The sequence below is a fragment of the Parasphingorhabdus pacifica genome (assembly GCF_054779195.1).
Window position 1 is genome coordinate 1 of record NZ_BAAGYS010000007.1, and the last position, 18,761, is coordinate 18,761.

General features: G+C 69.1%; 16 protein-coding genes, 3 tRNA genes, 1 other RNA gene and 1 pseudogene. 9 read left to right on the forward strand and 12 right to left on the reverse strand.

Going from position 1 to position 18,761, the window contains the following annotated elements:
* Positions 1–237: 237 nt before the first annotated feature.
* The 5 genes and pseudogenes from ACYVAN_RS09365 to ACYVAN_RS09385 all read right to left on the reverse strand — a co-directional run bounded on the left by ACYVAN_RS09365 (position 238) and on the right by ACYVAN_RS09385 (position 5,409).
* The gene (locus ACYVAN_RS09365) at positions 238–2,607 is read right to left on the reverse strand and encodes a DNA polymerase III subunit gamma and tau (protein ID WP_460957810.1); all 2,370 of its coding nucleotides are present in this window, start codon (positions 2,605–2,607) and stop codon (positions 238–240) included.
* Positions 2,608–2,713: 106 nt separating this feature from the next.
* Positions 2,714–2,808, reverse strand: an RNA gene (ffs, locus tag ACYVAN_RS09370) — signal recognition particle sRNA small type.
* Positions 2,809–2,926: 118 nt separating this feature from the next.
* A pseudogene (locus tag ACYVAN_RS09375) lies at positions 2,927–3,301 on the reverse strand (hypothetical protein); the annotation flags it as partial.
* Positions 3,302–3,412: 111 nt separating this feature from the next.
* Positions 3,413–4,717 (reverse strand): sensor histidine kinase, encoded by a 1,305-nt coding sequence (locus ACYVAN_RS09380; RefSeq protein WP_460957811.1) that lies wholly within the window; start codon positions 4,715–4,717, stop codon positions 3,413–3,415.
* Positions 4,717–5,409 carry a response regulator transcription factor gene (locus ACYVAN_RS09385; protein ID WP_460957813.1) on the reverse strand — a complete coding sequence of 231 codons (693 nt, stop codon included), beginning with the start codon at positions 5,407–5,409 and terminating at the stop codon, positions 4,717–4,719. The genes ACYVAN_RS09380 and ACYVAN_RS09385 overlap by 1 nt, the downstream gene beginning before the upstream one ends.
* Before the next feature lie 49 nt (positions 5,410–5,458).
* Here ACYVAN_RS09385 and ACYVAN_RS09390 point away from each other — a divergent pair, with 49 nt between their 5' ends.
* The gene (locus ACYVAN_RS09390) at positions 5,459–5,920 is read left to right on the forward strand and encodes a hypothetical protein (protein ID WP_460957816.1); all 462 of its coding nucleotides are present in this window, start codon (positions 5,459–5,461) and stop codon (positions 5,918–5,920) included.
* 109 nt (positions 5,921–6,029) lie between these two features.
* Positions 6,030–6,114 (forward strand) — tRNA-Ser (locus ACYVAN_RS09395).
* Positions 6,115–6,443: 329 nt separating this feature from the next.
* Here ACYVAN_RS09395 and ACYVAN_RS09400 read toward each other — a convergent pair.
* The gene (locus tag ACYVAN_RS09400; protein ID WP_460957818.1) at positions 6,444–8,654 is read right to left on the reverse strand and encodes a putative bifunctional diguanylate cyclase/phosphodiesterase; all 2,211 of its coding nucleotides are present in this window, start codon (positions 8,652–8,654) and stop codon (positions 6,444–6,446) included.
* Between the two features lie 295 nt (positions 8,655–8,949).
* Between ACYVAN_RS09400 and ACYVAN_RS09405 the strand changes: the two genes are divergently transcribed.
* Complete coding sequence (locus ACYVAN_RS09405) at positions 8,950–9,573, forward strand: class I SAM-dependent methyltransferase (protein ID WP_460957820.1); 624 nt, start codon at positions 8,950–8,952, stop codon at positions 9,571–9,573.
* 114 nt (positions 9,574–9,687) lie between these two features.
* Here the strand turns inward: ACYVAN_RS09405 and ACYVAN_RS09410 are convergent, their stop codons facing one another.
* Positions 9,688–10,488, reverse strand: a complete 801-nt coding sequence (locus tag ACYVAN_RS09410) for a hypothetical protein (protein ID WP_460957822.1) — start codon at positions 10,486–10,488, stop codon at positions 9,688–9,690.
* Positions 10,489–10,932: 444 nt separating this feature from the next.
* Between ACYVAN_RS09410 and ACYVAN_RS09415 the strand changes: the two genes are divergently transcribed.
* Positions 10,933–11,445, forward strand: coding sequence for a hypothetical protein (locus ACYVAN_RS09415; RefSeq protein WP_460957824.1), 513 nt, complete (start codon positions 10,933–10,935; stop codon positions 11,443–11,445).
* A gap of 91 nt (positions 11,446–11,536) precedes the next feature.
* Here the strand turns inward: ACYVAN_RS09415 and ACYVAN_RS09420 are convergent.
* The 4 genes from ACYVAN_RS09420 to ACYVAN_RS09435 form a co-directional block, all read right to left on the reverse strand.
* Positions 11,537–11,621 (reverse strand) — tRNA-Ser (locus ACYVAN_RS09420).
* Positions 11,622–11,868: 247 nt separating this feature from the next.
* A tRNA-Ser gene (locus ACYVAN_RS09425) sits at positions 11,869–11,953 on the reverse strand.
* Between the two features lie 147 nt (positions 11,954–12,100).
* Entirely contained in the window at positions 12,101–12,580 is a 480-nt protein-coding gene (locus tag ACYVAN_RS09430; RefSeq protein WP_460957826.1) for a nucleoside deaminase, read from the reverse strand.
* The gene (locus ACYVAN_RS09435) at positions 12,577–13,065 is read right to left on the reverse strand and encodes a tRNA adenosine deaminase-associated protein (RefSeq protein WP_460957828.1); all 489 of its coding nucleotides are present in this window, start codon (positions 13,063–13,065) and stop codon (positions 12,577–12,579) included. The genes ACYVAN_RS09430 and ACYVAN_RS09435 overlap by 4 nt, the downstream gene beginning before the upstream one ends.
* A gap of 144 nt (positions 13,066–13,209) precedes the next feature.
* On the opposite strand from ACYVAN_RS09435, the gene ACYVAN_RS09440 reads away from it, so the two are divergent.
* Positions 13,210–14,181 (forward strand): prephenate dehydrogenase, encoded by a 972-nt coding sequence (locus ACYVAN_RS09440; protein WP_460957830.1) that lies wholly within the window; start codon positions 13,210–13,212, stop codon positions 14,179–14,181.
* 60 nt (positions 14,182–14,241) lie between these two features.
* Complete coding sequence (locus ACYVAN_RS09445) at positions 14,242–15,441, forward strand: thiolase family protein (protein WP_460957832.1); 1,200 nt, start codon at positions 14,242–14,244, stop codon at positions 15,439–15,441.
* A 154-nt stretch (positions 15,442–15,595) separates the two neighbouring features.
* On the opposite strand, the gene ACYVAN_RS09450 is transcribed toward ACYVAN_RS09445, so the two are convergent.
* Positions 15,596–15,865 carry an antitoxin gene (locus tag ACYVAN_RS09450; protein ID WP_460957834.1) on the reverse strand — a complete coding sequence of 90 codons (270 nt, stop codon included), beginning with the start codon at positions 15,863–15,865 and terminating at the stop codon, positions 15,596–15,598.
* Positions 15,866–16,288: 423 nt separating this feature from the next.
* On the opposite strand from ACYVAN_RS09450, the gene ACYVAN_RS09455 reads away from it, so the two are divergent.
* From ACYVAN_RS09455 to ACYVAN_RS09465, 3 genes are read left to right on the forward strand one after another with little or no spacing between them, the layout of a single operon-like run.
* On the forward strand, positions 16,289–16,966 hold the full coding sequence (locus ACYVAN_RS09455) for a TetR/AcrR family transcriptional regulator (protein WP_460957836.1): 678 nt from the start codon (positions 16,289–16,291) through the stop codon (positions 16,964–16,966).
* A 17-nt stretch (positions 16,967–16,983) separates the two neighbouring features.
* Positions 16,984–18,168, forward strand: coding sequence for a cytochrome P450 (locus ACYVAN_RS09460; protein ID WP_460957838.1), 1,185 nt, complete (start codon positions 16,984–16,986; stop codon positions 18,166–18,168).
* A gap of 50 nt (positions 18,169–18,218) precedes the next feature.
* Complete coding sequence (locus tag ACYVAN_RS09465; protein ID WP_460957840.1) at positions 18,219–18,686, forward strand: YbaK/EbsC family protein; 468 nt, start codon at positions 18,219–18,221, stop codon at positions 18,684–18,686.
* The last annotated feature ends 75 nt before the right edge of the window (positions 18,687–18,761 follow it).

An 18,761-nucleotide genomic window follows, 5' to 3' on the forward strand; every position in this document is an offset into this window, starting at 1 on the left:
TCAACACCCAGTCCGAAAACCCGAACCCGAAGTCCGAAGCAGTCCGCCCTGTTCCGTGCTGACATTGAAAACTCTACACACCCCGGATAACCCCCTCGACACCACCCCCACCCCAACAGCAAAACCCCAGTACACCCGGCATTCACACGATCCGGGGCGGGTCGGCCGAACAGGGCCCGACTTCGCGATGCTCTCGCAGGCGTCGGTCACCAGTTGCCGACCGCCAGTCGTCGGCCGTCAGTCGCCGAGTCGGCGAGCGCCCAGTTCGTTCACCAACATCTCGACCGCCCGCTCCTGCGGATCCTCCGACGACGAGGTGTGCGGGGCCGCCGAGGAATTCGCGAGCATCGATTCCTCGTCCTCCTCATCCGTCCCGGGCGAAGAAGGCGGTCCGGCGGCGGGCGGCGCCTCTTCCGGAGGCGGTGGTTCCTCGTCCGGCGGCTCCGGAGGCGGAGGGATGTCGTCGTCCGGAGCACGCGTGCCCGAACCCGCCCGGCCCTGCGCCCTTCCGTTCACCGACGAGTCGGTGGGCGTGTTGCCGCCGGACGCACCATTCCGTTCCGGGGCCTCCTGCGCTTGCTGCCCGCCGGACGGCTGCGCATTCGGCTCAGTCACCGATTTGGCCTCGGCCCCGGACGGCTGGGGGCCCCTGCCGTCCGACTGGCCGCCGGTGCCGCCGTCGGGCGCCGGGCTCGGCGATGCCTCCCGACGTTGCGGCGGTTGCTTGGCAGGCTTCGCCGGGGCCGATGTCGTGGTGCTCGCACCTGCTTCCACGCAGCGAACGGCCCACTCTCCCCCCAGCACCGCGCGCATGGCATCGCGCACGAATTCGATCCGGTGCTGCTGGGCGAATTGCTTGGCCAACCCCGAGGTGGGCATCGACAACACCAGCGTGCCGTTCTGTAGGTCCTGCACCGTGGCGTTGAGCAGCAATGCCTGCGTCGGCCGGTTGCGCTCGGCGACCGCCTTGAGCAGCTTGGTCCACACCTGGCGAACGGCGGCGGCGTCGAATTCTCCCGACTGGGCTGAACTCGCCTGCTGGGTGCCGGGCGCTTCGGCGGCCTGGGCAGCGGCAGCAGGCTGGGCAGCTGCAGGCTGGGCAGGAGGCTGGGCAGGCGCCGTTTCCTGCCGTGCGGCCCCCGAGCCAGCGCTCGACTGCGCGGCCGGTGCCTGCTGCGTCGCGGGCGCCTGCGGTTGGCTTGTCCGCGCGGCCCCGGACTCGGCTTGTGCGGGTTGGGCCGGTGCGGGTCGGACCTGTTCGGGCTCGGCCTGTGCGGGTTCCACCGGTGCCTGCTCGTCCCGTTCCGACGGCGCCTTCTTCGGTTCCGTCTGCCCGGATGCCGCCGTTTCCTGCGCCGCTCGCTCGTGCGGGCGCTGGAACACGCGCCGCCCCGAAGCTTCGGTCGGCTCCGGTTCGGACCGCGCGGCCCCTTCCGGACCCGGGGCGATGGTCATCCGGTTCTCGACGCGTTCAATCCGCTGCAGCAGAGCCGTCTCCGAATCCGAGACCGCGGGCAGCAACATCCGGGCGCAAAGCAGTTCGAGCAACAGCCGCGGCGCGGTGGCACCCCGCATCTCCGAGAGACCCGCGTGCACGATCTCGGCGAATCGGGACAACGTGGCCGCACCGAGGTGTTCGGCCTGCCCACGCATCTTGGTGAGCTCGTCGCCGTCGACGTCGAGCAGTCCGCGATCGGGCGCATCGGGCACGGCGTGCAGCAGGACCAGGTCGCGCAGCCGATCGAGCAGGTCGGAGGCGAAGCGGCGGGGATCGTGTCCGGCTTCGACCAGCCGGTCGACCGTGCCGTACACGGTCGCGCCGTCGTCGGCGGCGAGCGCATCGACCATGTCGTCGATGAGCGCGATGTCGGTGACGCCGAGCAGCGCGACCGCCCGCTCGTAGGTGACGCCCTTCTCGTCCGCCCCGGCGAGCAGCTGGTCCAGCACGCTCAGCGTGTCGCGGGCGGAGCCGCCTCCGGCCCGGATCACCAGCGGATACACGGCCGGTTCGACCGGCACGTGTTCTTCGGAGCAGATGCGCTCCAGCATTTCCCGCATGACGCCGGGCGGCATCAACCGGAACGGGTAGTGGTGGGTCCGCGAGCGGATGGTGGTGAGCACCTTGTCCGGCTCGGTCGTGGCGAACACGAAGATGAGGTGCTCGGGCGGTTCTTCGACGATCTTCAGCAGGGCGTTGAAGCCCTGCGGCGTGACCATGTGGGCCTCGTCGATGATGAAGATCCGATAGCGGGACTGCGCCGGGGCGAACGATGCCCGGTCGCGCAACTCCCTGGTGTCGTCGACACCACCGTGGCTGGCCGCGTCGAGCTCGATCACATCGACGCTGCCGCCGCCCTCGGGTGCCAGCGAGACGCACGAATCGCACTCCCCGCACGGGTCCGGTGTCGGCCCCTGCGCGCAGTTCAGCGAGCGGGCGAGGATGCGGGCACTGGAGGTCTTCCCGCAGCCACGTGGGCCGGAGAAGAGGTAGGCGTGGTTGATCCGCTGGGCGCCGAGGGCCGTCCGCAGCGGGTCGGTGACGTGCGCTTGGCCGGCCACCTCAGCGAAGGTCGCCGGTCGGTACTTGCGGTAAAGGGCGAGCGCCACGGTGGAAACCCTACGCGGTAGCACTGACAAGCCGAGAAGAGCCCGAAGCCGCCTCACGCGGACCGGCCCGGGACGTAGGAGGACCGGGACGTAGGAGGACCCGGACGTAGGAGGACCCCGTGCACCCGCCAGAGCCCGCTTACCCTTGCTGCCTTCCGGCCCTGGGGGAGTTCGCAGGATGGACGCCGCACGGGGTCCGTAATCCAGTGTAGCGGGTCGCCCCGGGGTTCGACGAGGGGGCCGACCGGTGACGCCCGCCGCAGGTCAGTCGTCCTCCCGGTCCTCCTCCACCTCGACGACCTCGCCGGGTCCGCGCGTCGACGTCGATGTCGTACTCGGTATTGCCCTTCCGCAGCTCCAGTTCCCACTCGAGGAAGTAGCACCGGTCGAGGTCGACCTCGGTCACCGTCGCGCCCGGCACCTCCTCCAGCGCGATCACCCGGGCTCGGTCGCCGCTGATCTCGGGGGATTCGTCCATGCAGTTCTCTGGCCACGGCCCGTGCGGGGACATGGCCGGTCCGCGCTGGATCTCGTCCGGTGCGGGGCCGGTGTAGACCCCCTCGCCGTTCACCGGCGAGTTCGTCGGGTGGTGAGCTTGCCGGTCGTCCGCTCCGCCGGCGAGGGCCACGCTGGTACCCAGCACCAGCACGCCCCCGGAGACCGCGATCGCACCGAGCAACTTCTTGCCGACCATCGAAATCGACCCTCCTGCCGCCGGGACACGGTCCCGGATCGCTGTCGCCGTACAGCGATCACCTTCCCGGCATCCCCGCTAACCAGGCGCTACTCGAACGCTAAGCGAACGTTAAGGCGTCGAATCCCCGGGCGCGCCTAGGTCCACGGTCACCCACGCACCACCACCCGCACCCGCGCCCAGGACCACCGTGCCGCCGGAGTCCGCCGCCGCGCACCGGGCGATGTCGAGGCCGAGCCCGCTGGATCCGCTGCCGCTGGCACCCCGGCGCAGGGGGCCGGTGCCGGTGTTCAACGCACCGAACCCCGGACCGTCGTCCTCCACGACCATCCGCGCGGCAGTGCCGTGATGGTGCAGCCGGACCGCGAACCCGACCCCGTCTTCGGTGTGCGCGAAGACGTTGCCCAGCAGGGCGTCCACACAGGCGGCGAGTTCGGTGTCCCGCACGGCCACCCACAACGGCCCGGCGGCGACATCGATGCGCACCTCGCGCTCGGTGTCCTCGGCGAGCACCGACCAGAACTCGATCCGTTCGGCCACCACAGCGGACGCGTCGCAGCGCGCGGCGACCGGGGTCGACGGAGCGCTGCGCCGGCCGGAGTCCTCGATCACCTGAGTGACGGCGCGCTGCAGCGCGTCGACGTGGTCGCGGATGCGCTGCGATTCGGCGCTGTCCCGCAGCGCTTCGGCGTCCAGCCGGAGCGACATCAGCGGCGTCCGCAACCGGTGGGAGAGGTCCGCTCCGCGTTCGCGCTCCTCGGCCAGCAATTCACTGATCCGCGCTGCCAGGTGGTTCAGCGCCCCCGCGACGTCCCGCATCTCGCGGGGTGCCGACACTCGGGCGCGTGCCTCCAGGTCACCGGCAGCGAGCCGGTGCGACACCGCGGCCAATTCGTCGGTGGGCCGCACCAGCGACCGCGCCAACCTGTCGGCGACGAGCACGCTCAGCCCCAGCAGGGCTACCCCCAGCACCGCCAGCAGGAACCACGCGCGATGCACCCCGCGCATGAGCTCCGATTCGTTCACCGAGCTGCGGATGACCACCTGCCCTCCGGAGGCAGCTCCCACCGACACCAGCACTTCGACCCCGTCACCGGTGTCCACGGTGAGGCTGCGTCCCCGTTCGGCGAGTCGGACCGCCGGGGTTCGTTCGGCCGGGGCGCCGATGCGGCTGCCGTCGGCTCGGAACACCGTGACCGGAAACCGGCCGTCCGCGTTGGCCTGCTGGACGCTCAACTCGGCGATATCCGGTTCGGCCGTACCGACCACCGAGGTCAGTGCCTGCGCCTCGGTGGTCGCGGTGTTGACCGCCCGGTCGAACGCCACCGTGCGGACCAATACCGCGAGCGGGACGAGGAAAGCGACCAGCACCAGGGTCGTCGTGGCGACCACCAGCAGAGCGATTCGGCGCCGCATCAGGCCGACCCGGGGTCGAACGGCGCGAGCCGCACTCCCACTCCGCGAACGGTGTGCAGGTACCGGGCGGTTTTGGCGGTTTCGCCGAGTTTGCGCCGCAGCCACGACACGTGCACGTCCACGGTCTTGTCGGCGCCGCCGTAGGGCAGTTGCCACACCTCGGTGAGCAGTTCCCGTTTGCTGATCACCTGACCGGGGCGCGACGCCAGGTAGTGCAGCAGGTCGAACTCGCGGGGCGAGAGGTCGAGCTCGGCACCGTCCACGGTGGCGGTTCGCCCCGCCGGATCGATCTGCAGACCGCCGACCGAGAGCACCTCCTGCGCGGTGTGCTCCCCGCCGCGGCGAAGCACGGCCCGGATTCGCGCGTCCAGCTGCCCGGCGCCGAAGGGTTTCACCACGTAGTCGTCTGCCCCGGCGTCCAGCGCGGCCACGATCTCGCTCTCGGTCCCGTGCGCGGTGGCCACGATCACCGGCACCCGGTTGACCGCCCGCAGCATCCGCAGCATCTCCCGGCCGTGCAGGTCGGGAAGTCCGATGTCGAGCACGACGAGGTCGGGAGGGTTCGCCACGATCCGGTTGAGACCCGCCATCGCCGTGCCCGCGGAGGAAACCGCGTGCCCTCGCTCGTCCAGCGCTCTGCTCAACGAGCTGCGGATCGTCGCGTCGTCTTCGATCAGCAATACCTGCGCCACTCGGCGCACGGTAGCCGCCGCGGAACGCGGTGGTTGCGATAGTGGTCGGGTGGCACCTGCTTCGGGAAGGACTCGCCTCGCCTTGGCGGTCGTCGGCTGGCTGGTCGCCGCCGGGTTCGCGGCGGCGGTGGGCCTGGTCGCGGTTTCCGCGCTCGGGCGGGAGATCTTGGACGCCAAGCCACCGATGACCAGCCCGAGCGAGGTGGAGGCGGAACTCGCCCGGCCCGCGCCGGTCCCGCCGGGGCGGGATGGTCCGGACGATTCGCCCGCCGGAACGCAGCCGCAACTGCACCGCACCTCGGGGGGCACCGTGGTGGTGGCGTGCTATGCCGCCGAGGAGACGGCGTCGTTGCGCTCGTGGAGCCCCGCTCAAGGTTTCCGGGTGGACGACGTCGAGGACGGCCCCGCGGAACAGGTCGAGCTCACCTTCGAGTCCGAGGAGGTCGAGGTGGAGGTGTCCGCGAGGTGTCGGAGCAGCGAGCCACTGGTCTCCACCGTCGTCGACCGGTGAGCCCCGAGAACCGGCGAGCGGCCGGGCGAACCGACGATCACCGTGAACGTGTTTTTGCTGTTCACACCCCTTATCAGGGGCACTGAAACCCTTTGATAGGCTTTTCCGCGGAGGATTGGCCGAGCGGCCTAAGGCGCACGATTGGAAATCGTGTTGGGTTCACGCCCTCACGGGTTCGAATCCCGTATCCTCCGCAGGTCAGAGGGCCGGACACCACCAGGTGTCCGGCCCTCTCGCTTTGCTGACCTTTGCAGTGTTCCTCGAGCGCATCGGGTAGTGGCCCGGTCCCGATGGAGCGACGAGCAGCCCGAGATTTCACCGTTGCCACCGCTCCTTATGCGGTCGACGTGAAAACCCCTGCGTGGACGATCACCCGATCACTACCTTGTGGCTCGCCTTGGCGACCTGAGAACTGCACCTGTTCCGGCCTGTCGCGAATACGCCCCGCCACATCGGCCGTGCAACCACATAACCGCAGGTCGAATGCTGAACATTGGACACTCCGCGAAGTGCACGGCTACGCCTACTGCTGTTGTGCTGCGGGAGGGATGTTTTGCTTCTCCAGCAGGGCGTGGAGGTCGTCGTTGGAGAGGGGGTGGGCGAACAGGAACCCCTGGTATGCGTCGATGCCGAGGGCGGTGAGCAGGTGGAACTGGACGGTGGTTTCCACGCCTTCGGCCACGCACCGGTGTCTGATGGCGTGGGCCATGTCCACGGTCGAGCGCACGATGGCGCGGTTGAACTCGTCGTTTTCGATGCCGGTGATGAACTGGCGGTCGAGTTTGATGGTGCCGACGGGGAGATCCTTGAGCCGGGCCAGGGACGAGTAGCCGGTGCCGAAGTCGTCTATGGCGAAGGCCACGCCCTTGTTGATCAAGGTGTCCATGGCCTGTCGGGTGGCCTCGGAGAGCTCCAGCAGGGAGGTTTCGGTGATCTCCAGGACCAACCGGTGCGGCTCGACGCCGGAGCGGGCGAGTGTCTCGCCGAGAGCAGTGAGGAAGTCGGCGTCACCGACGGTGCGGTTGTCGAGGTTGACCCACACCTGCAGCGGCCCCGCGGGGGCCTCGGGCCAACCGGCCGCCTGCGTCAGGGCGGTGCGCAGGACCCACTGGTCGAGCTCGTGACTCAGGCCGGCTTGCTCGGCGGTGGGCAGGATGACCGCCGGGGACAGCATTCCCCGCTCCGGATGGGGCCAACGCACCAGAGCCTCGACGGCGATGGGTGACCGATTGCCGTCCACGACCGGCTGGTAGTACAGCTCGAGGGCGTCGGTGTGCAGCGCCTGAGCCAGGTCTCCTTCCAGCTGCACCTGCTCGCCGACGTGGGTGAGCATGGCATCCTCGGCCAATTGCACCCGCCCGGGGCCGCGGCGCTTGGCGGTGAACATGGCCGCGTCGGCATACCGCAGCAGGTCCTCACCGCTGGCGGGCTCCGCCGGCAGCATCGCTGCGCCCACGGAGGCCGAGATGCGGATGAAGTGCCCGCGCAGGGGCACGGTCATGCGCAGAATCCCGGCCACACGTTCGGCCAGAGCCTGCAGGCCCCCGGCCTGCTCGAGTTCGGTGCAGATGATCAGGAACTCGTCGCCGGACAGGCGCGCGAGGGTGCAGCCCGGCAGTGGGATGTGGCGCAGGCGCTGGGCCACCTGCGTGATCAGCTCGTCACCGGCGGCGTGACCCAGCGAGTCGTTGACGCGTTTGAAGTTGTCGATGTCGCTCAGCAGCACCGCCGTATCTCCGGTGTCCTGCTGCAGCAATTCCTCGATACCACGTCGGTTGGCCAGCCCGGTCAACGCATCGTGGGTGGCCTGGTGCTGCAGCAACTCTGCCTGGTGCAGGTAGGTGGTGATGTCCTGAAAGATCACCAGCCAGAACTGGCTGCCGTCGTCCTGGGGCGAGGGGGCATAGCGCACCTCGCAGATCACCGGCTGGCCGTCGTGGCCCGCCAGCATGCGCTGGCGGGCTCCCGAGGGACCGGCGGTGCCGTGTTCGCGACCGGATTCGGTGCTGATCCCCTCGCTGGGCTCGCGCCGGTGCAGCAATTCGGTGCCCGACATGCCCAACAGGTGCGAGCGGGAGTATCCCGTCAGCCGACACAGCGCCTCGTTGACCTCTCGGAGCCGATCGTGCTCGTCGAACAGGCCCACCCCCACCGGGGCGAGATTGAGCAGATCGGAAAACCGCTGCTGGCGCGTTTCGACCGCCTCATGCAACAGGGCGCTGCTGCGAGCGCTCGAAAGCGCCACCGCAGCCTGGGCGGCCAGAATCAAGCCCACTCGTTCGGAGTGTTCGGTGAACGCGTTGGGCTGCGAGGAGTAGAGATCCAGCGCACCGAGATCGTCTGCGTCGGTAAACAGCAAGAACCCCATCATGCTGCCGATGCCCAACTCGCGAGCCCGCGGCGCGTAGCGCGGCCACTGATCGCTGCGGACACCCAGGTCAGGGATGCGATACACCGACTTTCGATCGTTGACGGCGTCGAAGCACGGCCCCTCGCCCAGCTCACCCTGGAGCAGATCCGATTGCCGGGCAGTGTCACTGCTCACGGCCAGTACCTGCACATGCTGTCGTTGCTGCACCGTCAGAATCCCGGCGTCGTCGCACCCCTCGACGGTGCGCACCGCGTGCTGCACGATCCGATCCAGAGTCCCCTGCACGGAATCCTGCGCGAGGAGGTCGCGGGCCATATCGGCCAGCGCCTGCGTCAGCTCCTCCTGCTGCCTGCTCCCTGCCATACCTTCCCGAGTTTCCAGAACAGCGATCCGGCGAAACACCGGCATCCGCGAACGGACCCCGGCGGGTGTTGACACACTGTTCTCCACCCGCGGAGTTGGCCCGCTGCCTGACCGAGCAACACGGCCGCGGTGACCGCACGCCTGCGGTGATCGCCTGACCGGCGTGGCGACTCCGACGAGGGCGTCACTCCGGAGTACGCCGGCGATCCTCACCATTCGTGGGAGAATCGTTGACTTCGTCTTAGGTCGAAGTTCGAGACTGTCCACGTCGGCGATCAACCACCGAGGAGTGGACATGACAATCCCCCGGGAAACCTTCGACAACGCATACGAGAACGGCACCGCGCCGTGGGTGATCGGCGAGCCGCAGCCCGCGATCATCGACCTGGAGCGGAAGGGCCGGATTCGGGGGACCGTCCTGGATCCGGGGTGCGGCAGCGGGGACAACGCGATCCACCTCGCCGAACACGGCCACGATGTGCTCGGGATCGACTTCTCCCCGGCAGCGGTCGAACGAGCGCGCGCGAACGCGGTCGCGCGGAACGCGCACCTGCGCTTCGAAGTCGCCGACGCGCTCGACCTCGGGAGCGAGCCCCGCTTCGACACGATCGTCGACAGCGCGCTGTTCCACGTCTTCGATCGGGAGGCACAGCTCGCCTATGCACGAGGCCTGCACGCGATCTGCCGCCCCGGTGGCCTGGTCCACGTGCTCGCCCTCTCGGACACCGGTCCCGGCTTCGGTCCGGAGATCAGCGACACCGCGATCCGCGAGGCGTTCGGCGCCGGATGGGAACTGGAAGAACTGGCACTGGACCGGTACGTGGGCATCGTCGACGCCTCCCGGGCCCCGGACATCGGCATCCCGAACGGGGAACGCATCGAATCACCCGCATGGCTGGCCACCGCGCGACGGCTCTGAACCAACCCGAAGCCGACCCCGTCCCCAGCGCGGTTCGGGACCCAGCGCGGTTCGGGACCCAACACGGTTCGGCAGCCGTGGGACGACGACATGTTCGAGGGCAACCGCCGCTGGTCACGCCCGGTTCTGGACCACCCGCAGATCACCGTTGCCCGGCCGCCCCGCGATCTGCTGGGTCTGCGCCTCCGGCGGGTGCGTTTCGGGCGGGTGCGCTTCCGGAGGAGCGTCGTCCGGGGTGGCCAGGCTGGTGCTTACGGTGCGCTGCAACTGCCGGTGCGCACTGGCGAGTTCCTGACGCAGACCGAGAACCTGCCGGGTCACGGCGTCGTCGGAGACCAGGGTGTCGGTTTCGACGGCTCGCAGCAGCACGTCGATGAAACCGTGCAGGCGCTGATGCACGTGGGCGAACGCGATCACCTGGTGTTGCACCTCCAGTGTCGGCGAGGTGCGGGACAAGGCCTTGACCATCGTGTCCTGCCACCGCTGGCAGCTCTGGCGGTAGTGCCGATCGGCGCCTCGTCGGTAGTGCGGGGCAACCTGGGCATCGAGGGCGGTCCGGATCAGTTCCTGATTGCTGTCGATGAGTTCGCGGGCGGTCATGGTCAGCGCGTAGGCCCATTCCCACTGCTCCGCCCGGGCGCTAGCCTGGTGTTCCTGTTTGGCTTCTTCCAACTGGCCGGAAGCCAGCTTCACTTGTTCCCACGCCCACTGGGCCTGGGTGTGTGCGCTCTGAGCTGATCCGGCCGCCTGCTTGGCATGGCTCTCGATCACGGTGGCCAGCTCGTCCGCCCGACCTGCCTGCCGCACCGCCTGGCGGGCCTGCCGACGAGCGACCCGCAGCTGCCAGGCCGCGAACGCCACGGCGATGACCGCCACGCCCGCCGCGACCAGCGTCACCACTTCCGCCATCCCCATCGACCGCGAGAGTTGCACACTCGTACTCGCCGGGCGGGGCCGGTGAGTCCTATGTCACCGCCGAAGACCCGCGCGGGAGGGCGCAACCCGCCTGTCCACCCGAAATGTCCGGCGTCCGTCGACGCCCGCGCGTCGCGGCGGGTGTCGAAATCGGGGCGGGCCGCGTTGCCTGGGCGGACCGACCGGCTTCGCGCACGATCAGCGCGCGGCCGGCGGTGCCCTAGCCGGGACCAACATGATGAAAGCTGGCCCCGTGCTCGACGGGGTGCTCGCCGTGCTCGACGAGGTGCTCGGCTTTCTTGGGGAAGTTCTTCGGATTCGGGTTCCTGCGGTGTGGTGCTTGGTAGCCTTCTTGCCGGAACTTGATCTTTCAGTGCCAGGGGTGTCCGACCTGCCACTTGGAGGTGCGCGCCGGCAGGGCTCGCCGAGGAGGTCAGGACAGGGATGCAGGGCGCGGCTGAGCGATCGGGCTGGGGCAAGTGGGTGCTGGTGAGCATCGGGATCGCTTTGGCCGCCGGGCTGATCACGCTGCTGGTCGAGTACTGGGTGGTTCAGCCGAAGTCCGCTCAGCAGGCCGAGTCGTGGACGACCAACCTCACACCGGCCGACAGCGGCGGGGTGACGGCGTCGGGTGAGGTCCAGCGTGCGGAGAACGGGCTCATCCACCTCACCGGCACGTTGCTGGACAACAAGAAAGACGGCAAGGCCACGATTCTGATCATCTGGGTGGACCACCACGGGAGCCGAGAGAAAGACGAGGAGCGCCGCGAATACGTTGCCGGGGTGAACCGCTCGAAGGAAATCGGGCACAGCTTCCCCGGCAACATCGAGGCGATCTCGGTCCGAGAGTGCCTGACCACCCGGCGCGACGCCCGCAAGGGCTGCGGCTCCGATTCCGAATCCGTGCAGATCTGGAGTGCGGACCGGTCGTGGTGGCAACAACTCACAGACTGGTGACGGCGCCTCTCTGAGACCAGCTGAGACCGCACCTCGGGGCAGACAGCAAAAGAGCCGACCCTCGTGCTCGACGGGGACCGGCTCTCAGCGGCGGTAGCGGTGGGATTCGAACCCACGGAGGCTCTCACCTCACGCGATTTCGAGTCGCGCTCCTTAGGCCGCTCGGACACGCTACCGCCGACAAGGCTAACGTCGTCGATGTCCGCGCACCCCGGCGGGTGTCGAGCGAGGCGGATGTCGAACGAAGCCGGGCCACTCAGGGCCGGGCCACTCGAGACCGGCCACTCGGGTCGGGCGGGGACGGAGCGACCGGCTTCGTTCCCGGTCAGCGTGCGGGCCGCCGAGACCCGAGTTGAGACCGCACATCGAGACCAACAGAAAAAGAGCCGGCCCCCGTGCTCGACGGGGACCGGCTCTCAACGGCGGTAGCGGTGGGATTCGAACCCACGGAGGCTCTCACCTCACGCGATTTCGAGTCGCGCTCCTTAGGCCGCTCGGACACGCTACCGCCGACAAGGCTAACGGAATCCCCATACGGATCCGTGAAGGGGCCCCCTCGGCGCCACTGCGGCGGCTCGGTACGGCTCCCCGCCACATCCGGCCGCCGCAGCGAACCCAGTGGTCAGTCCCGCCGATCGGCGAGAGATCGATCAGGTCACTGCCGGTGCTCGACGAAGAAGTCCGCCAACACCTCCGCGCATTCGTCGGCGAGCACACCGCCGACGACCTCGGGACGGTGGTTCAGCCGTCGGTCGCGCACCACGTCCCAGAGCGACCCAACCGCTCCGGTGCGGGGTTCCCAGACCCCGAACACCACTCTGGCGACCCTGGCGAGCACCAGCGCGCCCGCGCACATCGTGCAGGGTTCGACGGTGACGGCGAGCGTGCACTCCGTCAGTCGCCACCCGTCACCGTGCTCGGCCGCGGCCGCCCGCAGGGCGAGGATCTCGGCGTGCGCCGTCGGGTCGCCCAGCTCTTCGCGCCGGTTGTGCGCCGAGGCGAGAACCCGCCCGTCCGGCGCGAACACCACCGCACCGATGGGCACGTCGCCGGACGCGAGCGCGCCGGGAGCGACTTCCAGCGCCGACCGCACCAGCTCGGCATCGCCGGCACGCCCGGTACCGGCTCCCCTCACTGATCCAACTTCTCCAGCATGCCCGCGTACTGCTCGCCGAACCCGCAGCGCTGCGCGATCATCTCCATCTGCTCGTCCGGATACAGATCGACCTCTTCGATGATCACCAGCAACTCGCCCTCGGGCAGGCCAATGTCGGAGAGGATCGAGAGGTTGCCCTCCGGCCACACCTCGTCGTCATCGTCGTCCGGCGCATCGATGCGGAGCAGGTCCAGCACATCGGCCGCGATGTCGTAGTCCAGCGCGGCCGCCGCGTCCGAGAGCAGCAGGTCCACGCCTCCTGGCACCGGGCGGATCAGCACGAAGAACTCGTCATCCACATTGCACATGCCGAACACCGCTCCGGTGGACCGCAGTCCCCGCAGCGCTGTGATGGCGGCGTCCAGGCCCGCCAGAACCGAACTGTCCATCGCGCTGCACCGCCACCGGCCGTCTTCTCGCACCACGGCAACGGCGAAGCCCGCGAGCGGCTCCTGCACCGTCATGTGGACACCGTAGAGCGTGCGCACGCCACCCGAAAGCACTATTGCGCGCTTCGTAACCTTCCGTGCTGCGATTCACCTTTTCCTGTCCCCCGTCCGAAGGTGCCCGACTCCTCGAAATCGAGCCGGATCAGGCAGGATGGTCGGATGCGTGCCGTGTGCGTCATCGGGCTGGGATTGATCGGCGGATCCGTGCTGCGGGCCGCGAGCGCTGCGGGCCGCCCCGGCTGGGGCGCCACCGCGTCGGCGGCGGATGCGGGAGCCGCGCGGGCCGATGGCTACGAGGTCGAATCGACCACCGAGGAAGCCCTTCGCCGGGCTGCCGCCGAAGACGCGATCGTGGTGATCGCCACCCCGCTGACCGCGGTGCGCGCGGTGCTGCGCCAGGTCGCCTGGTTCGCCCCGGATTCGTTGCTCACCGACGTGGTCAGCGTCAAGGACCCCGTCGATGCCGAAGTGCGCAGCCTGTTGCCGGGCGCCAGGTACGCCGGTGGCCACCCGATGGCCGGCGTGGAGTCCTCCGGCTGGCGCGCGGGGTCGGCGGAGCTGCTCTCGGGAGCCGCGTGGGCCGTCACGATCGAAGAGGCCACGACGCTTGAAGCGTGGCGGGAAGCGGCCTCGCTGGCCTTGGACTGCGGGGCGCAAGTCGTTCCCGCGTCGGCTGCCGAACACGATTCGGCGGTCGCCCGCATCTCGCACCTCCCCCACGTGTTCGCCGCGGTGCTGGCCTCGGTCGGCGCCGACGGTGGGGAGCTGGCGCTGTCGCTGGCCGCGGGCTCGTTCCGGGACAGCACCCGGGTCTCGGGCAGCGATCCCGAACTGGTGCGGGCCATGACCGAAGGCAACCGGGTCGCACTGCTCGACGCGGTCGACGACGCGCTCGGCCGGTTGGGTGCGGCGCGTGGTTCGCTCGCCTCCACCGGCTCGCTCAAGTCCACTGTCGACGCCGGGCACGAGGCTCGGCAGCGGTGGTCACGGCGCCAAGACGGGGAGCGCAGGAGCACCCGGATCCGGTTGGACACCGCGAAGGCCCTGCACCGGCTGCGCGATCTGGGTGATCGGGGCGGCCGGGTCGTCGAACTGACTGCCGAAGAAGCGGTCGCCGAACTCGCGGATTAGCCACCCGTCCCACCGCTTCGGAGCCTGTCGCCGGGACCGCGAATCGGCCACGATTGGGGCATGGCTCGAGCTTTTCTGATCGACGCCGCCCGAACCCCGTTCGGCCGCTACCGGGGCGGGCTCTCCGGGGTCCGCGTCGACGACCTCGCCGCCCTGCCCATCACCGAGCTGCTGAACCGGCACGGTGCGTCCGGCAGTGGCCGGCTGGAACCCTCCCGCATCGAAGACGTGTTGTACGGCAACACGAACGGGGCCGGTGAGGAGAACCGCAACGTCGCGCGGATGGCCGCACTGCTGGCGGGCCTGCCCAGCGGCATTCCCGGGGTGACGCTGAACCGCCTGTGCGGATCGGGCGGTGAAGCCCTCGTACAGGCGGCCCGCGCTGTCCGTGCCGACGACGCCGAACTGCTCATCGCGGGCGGGGTCGAAGGCATGAGCCGGGCACCGTTCGTGGTTCCGCGGCCGGAGCGCGCACTGCCGGACCGGATGGAGATGGTTTCGACCGCTCTGGGCTGGCGGCTGGTCAACCCCCGGATGCACGCGGAATGGACGGTTCCGCTGGGCCGCGCCGCTGAACAGGTCGCCGATGGACTCGGAGTCGACCGCGCCGCGATGGACTCGTTCGCGTTGCGCTCCCATCGGCGGGCGGCCGCGGCTTGGGACGCCGGTGTGCACGACGGATTCGCGTTCTCGGTGAGCACCCCGGACGGTGCGGCGGTGCGCCGGGACGAGTCCGTGCGCACCGAAACCAGCGAGCGGCGACTCGCCGCGCTGTCCCCCGCGTTCTCGGCGAACGGTGCGATCACCGCGGGCAATTCCTCACCGATCAACGACGGTGCGTTGGCCGCGCTCGTGGGCACCGCGGAGCAGGCCGATCGGATCGGCGTGCCACCGCTGGGCGAGGTGCTCGGGAGCGCGCTGGCCGCCGACGAACCGCACCGGTTCGCGCTCGCACCGGTCCCGGCGATCCGCGCACTGCTGGCACGGCTGCACATCGCAGCCGAGGACGTGGACCTGTGGGAGATCAACGAGGCGTTCTCGGCGGTCGTGCTCTCGGTGTTGCGGCACCTCCCCGAGGTGGAGAGCGAGCGGGTCAACGTGCACGGAGGCGCTGTCGCCTACGGTCACCCGCTCGGCGCTTCGATGTCGCGGATCGTGGTGGATCTGTGCAGGCACCTGCGGCACCGGAACGGCGGGATCGGCATCGCCGCCGCCTGCATCGGTGTCGGTCAGGGCATGGCGATCGCGGTGCGCGCGTGACCGGTATCGGACCGTTCGGACTGACCACGCACCGGACGGAAAGAAGGGCCGCCCGGTGCGTGCGGGCGGCCCTTCCATGATCCGCTCCGGCCACTGACGCGAGACACCCCTCGCCGGGTCTCGCTATCAGCCTGAGGCCGGGCGGCGAAGATTGCTATTGCTGGCCCTGCTGGCCCTTCTGCGGGTCCTGGCCCTGCTGGCCTGGCTGGTCCTGCTGGCCTGGCTGATCCTGTCCACCCTGCTGGCCCTGCTGGCCGTCATCCCGGAAGAACTCCTTGCCCTTCTCGGCAGCCCGGTCGATCTTCTCGCCGTGCCCGAACTTGTCCTTCGCGGTCCGGCTCGCCTTGTCGATGCCTTGCTCGACCTTGTCGCCGTGGCTCTTGCCGAGGTTCTTCAACTTTTCCTTGAAGTCACCGAGTCCCATGATGGTGCTCCTTGTCTGGCCGAGAATCCGATTGCTGCGTTGGGCGGCCTGCGCGAGAACATAATCACCCGCGCCAGTATCCGCCCGGCGAAACCCTCATCCGGGCCATGTCGCGTGCTCGGTCCTCCTCGGGTCCCCTGAAGCGGGGCGGGCAAAACGCGTTGCACGGATCGGATGTACCGGGCAGCATCCGACACATCGCAATCTTCGCCCTTTCGGGCGGTTTTCGGGTGCTGGCGCGGTTACCCAGCGGCTCGGTGTTGTTCCCGCACTTCCACAGAGCTATCGTCGGACTGACCGGATGACCAGATTTCAATCTCAGTCACCAAGTCAGACCAACCGAACCAGACCATCGAGTCGCACCGACCGCACCCCAGCGCTGACCACCCCATCGCTGACCACCCCAGCCACAACGGAGTTTCCGTGCCCCGCGAGTCCACCGATGACCGGTCCACCCGAATCCTCGACGCGGCGGGTGAACTGCTGCTCCAGTTCGGCTACCGGAAAGTGACCATCGAGGACATCGCCAACCGGGTCGGCATCGGCAAGGGAACGGTCTACCTGCACTGGCGCACCAAGGAAGAGCTCTTCGAAACGCTGCTGGTGCGGGAGACCGCCGACGTCACCGAAGAGATCCGCGACCTGTTCCGGGCGGACCCGCGGCAGGTTCGCCCGCACAACTACTTGCGAAACGCCTTCCTCATCGCCGAGCGCCGCCCGCTCATGCGCGCGCTCATGGCTTCGGACACCCAGGTGATCGGGTTGGCGCACGAACGGTCGTTGCGCGAGCGGCAGCTCGTGATCAGCGCTCGGGTCTTCGAGGTGCTGCGACGCCACGGGCTGCTGCGTGACGACGTTCCCGCTCTCGAGTACGCGATGAAAGCCGCGGCGACCGGTTTCTACATGATCGACGGGCTGCAAGCGGAGAAGGCGGACGAGTTCGATCTCGAAACCAAGGCGAACGCCTTCTCCCACGTCATCCGGCACTCGTTCGAGCCGGCCGCCGAACCTTCGGACGAGGCTCTCGTCGCCGCCGCGCAGGAGGTCGGCGAGATGTTCGGCGACCTGATTTCCGCTCAACAGTCACGTGCACACCACTGAAACGAGCGAGGAGAGCCATGACCACCATCACCGACCGCTGGCAGACACACCCGAACCAGTTCTGGCTGGCCGGGCAGCAACCCGAGGAGTCCGTTCGGTTCGACGACGCGACCGGCATGTGGCACGTCTACGGCTACCGCGACGCCCAGCACATCCTCGCCGAACCGGCCACGTTCTCCTCCCACACCGGGCGCTTGGTCCCCGAGGCGAACGACTTCTCCGAGGGCGGGCTCACCCAGCTCGACCCGCCCCGGCACACCCAGCTGCGCAAACTCGTCAACCAGGCGTTCACGCCGCGGGTGGTCGCCGGGCTGGAACCTCGGATCAGAACCATCGCGGAGGAGCTGCTCGACGTGGCCGGGCCCGACCGCATCGACCTGGTGGAGGAGTTCGCCTACCCGCTGCCCGTGATCGTGATCGCCGAACTCCTCGGGGTCCCGTCCGAGGACCGGGAACTCTTCCACCGCTGGGTCGACAAGATGCTTTCGAACTCCTCGGAGTTCTCCCTGCGCGAGCGGACGACCGAGCAGGAGGAGGCGCTGCAGGAGTCGATGCGCCACTTCGAGGAGATGACCGAGTACATCCGCGGGCACGCCGCGTCGCGCCGCGAACAACCACGCGACGATCTGCTGACCAAGCTCGTCGAGGCCGAAGTGGACGGTGAACGGCTCACCGACCAGGAGGTCGTCAACTTCGCCACACTTCTGCTGATCGCCGGGCACATCACCACGACGATGCTGGTCGGCAACACCGTGCTCTGCCTGGACGCCCATCCGGAGGAGCAGGAGCGTGTGCGGGCGAACCGCTCGCTGGTGCCGCACGCGATCGAGGAGACGCTGCGGATGCTCAGCCCGTTCCCGGTGACCGCTCGCGTCACCAATACCGAAGTCGAGCTCGGCGGGCGGACGATCCCGCCCGAACAGCTGGTCATGGTGTGGGTCGCGGCGGCCAACCGGGATCCGGAGAAGTTCTCGAACCCGCACACGTTCGACCCGGACCGCGACCCGAACCCGCATCTGGCCTTCGGGCGGGGCATCCACTTCTGCGTCGGCGCGCCCCTGGCCCGGCTGGAGGGCAGGATCGCGACCAATCTGCTGTTGGACCGCTACCCGAACCTGCGCTGCGACCCGGAGAATCCGCCGACCTTCCTGCCGACCCCGAACATGGTCGGCACGAATCGGCTGCCGCTGCTGCTGACCTGATCGCGGAAGTGGCATTGCCGCGAGTGGACCGGAAGCGGCAGGCTGCGGCCATGAGCAACCCGGTTGATCTCTTCGCAGCGCGCTTGCGCGAGTTGGACGTGCCCGGCGAAGTCGTCGAGTTCGATTCCTCGGTGCCTACCGCGGCCACGGCTGCGGAACGGCTCGGCTGCGAGGTCGGGGCGATCGCCAACAGCCTCGTGTTCGCGGTCTCGGACGAGCCGCTGCTGGTGATCGCGAGTGGGGCGCACCGCGTGGACACGAAGTACCTGGCAGCCGAGTTGGGCACCGGCCGGATCCGGCGGGCGACTCCCGAGTTCGTCTTCGCAGCGACCGGCCAGCCGGTCGGTGGCGTCGGTCCGGTCGGGCACCCGGAGCCGATCAGGACCGTGGTCGATCGGGCGCTGGCCCAGTTCCCGAGGGTGTGGGCGGGAGCGGGCAGCGAGCACAGGATGTTCGAGACGTCGTTCGCGGAACTGGTCTCGATCACCGGTGGCACCCCGGTCGACGTCGCGCCCTGAACGCGCTCCCTGCGGACACGGCGGGTCCCGGCCCGCGACGAACCGAGTCGGTAACCGTCGCGGGTCGGGACGAAT

Coding starts and splice junctions, on each gene's coding strand:
- ACYVAN_RS09380 (WP_460957811.1), bottom strand. CDS start 4,717: ATGCGGCGCCGAATCGCTCTGCTGGTGGTCGCCACGACGACCCTGGTG.
- ACYVAN_RS09400 (WP_460957818.1), bottom strand. CDS start 8,654: ATGGCAGGGAGCAGGCAGCAGGAGGAGCTGACGCAGGCGCTGGCCGAT.
- ACYVAN_RS09405 (WP_460957820.1), top strand. CDS start 8,950: ATGACAATCCCCCGGGAAACCTTCGACAACGCATACGAGAACGGCACC.
- ACYVAN_RS09410 (WP_460957822.1), bottom strand. CDS start 10,488: ATGGGGATGGCGGAAGTGGTGACGCTGGTCGCGGCGGGCGTGGCGGTC.
- ACYVAN_RS09415 (WP_460957824.1), top strand. CDS start 10,933: ATGCAGGGCGCGGCTGAGCGATCGGGCTGGGGCAAGTGGGTGCTGGTG.
- ACYVAN_RS09435 (WP_460957828.1), bottom strand. CDS start 13,065: ATGACGGTGCAGGAGCCGCTCGCGGGCTTCGCCGTTGCCGTGGTGCGA.
- ACYVAN_RS09440 (WP_460957830.1), top strand. CDS start 13,210: ATGCGTGCCGTGTGCGTCATCGGGCTGGGATTGATCGGCGGATCCGTG.
- ACYVAN_RS09445 (WP_460957832.1), top strand. CDS start 14,242: ATGGCTCGAGCTTTTCTGATCGACGCCGCCCGAACCCCGTTCGGCCGC.
- ACYVAN_RS09450 (WP_460957834.1), bottom strand. CDS start 15,865: ATGGGACTCGGTGACTTCAAGGAAAAGTTGAAGAACCTCGGCAAGAGC.
- ACYVAN_RS09460 (WP_460957838.1), top strand. CDS start 16,984: ATGACCACCATCACCGACCGCTGGCAGACACACCCGAACCAGTTCTGG.
- ACYVAN_RS09465 (WP_460957840.1), top strand. CDS start 18,219: ATGAGCAACCCGGTTGATCTCTTCGCAGCGCGCTTGCGCGAGTTGGAC.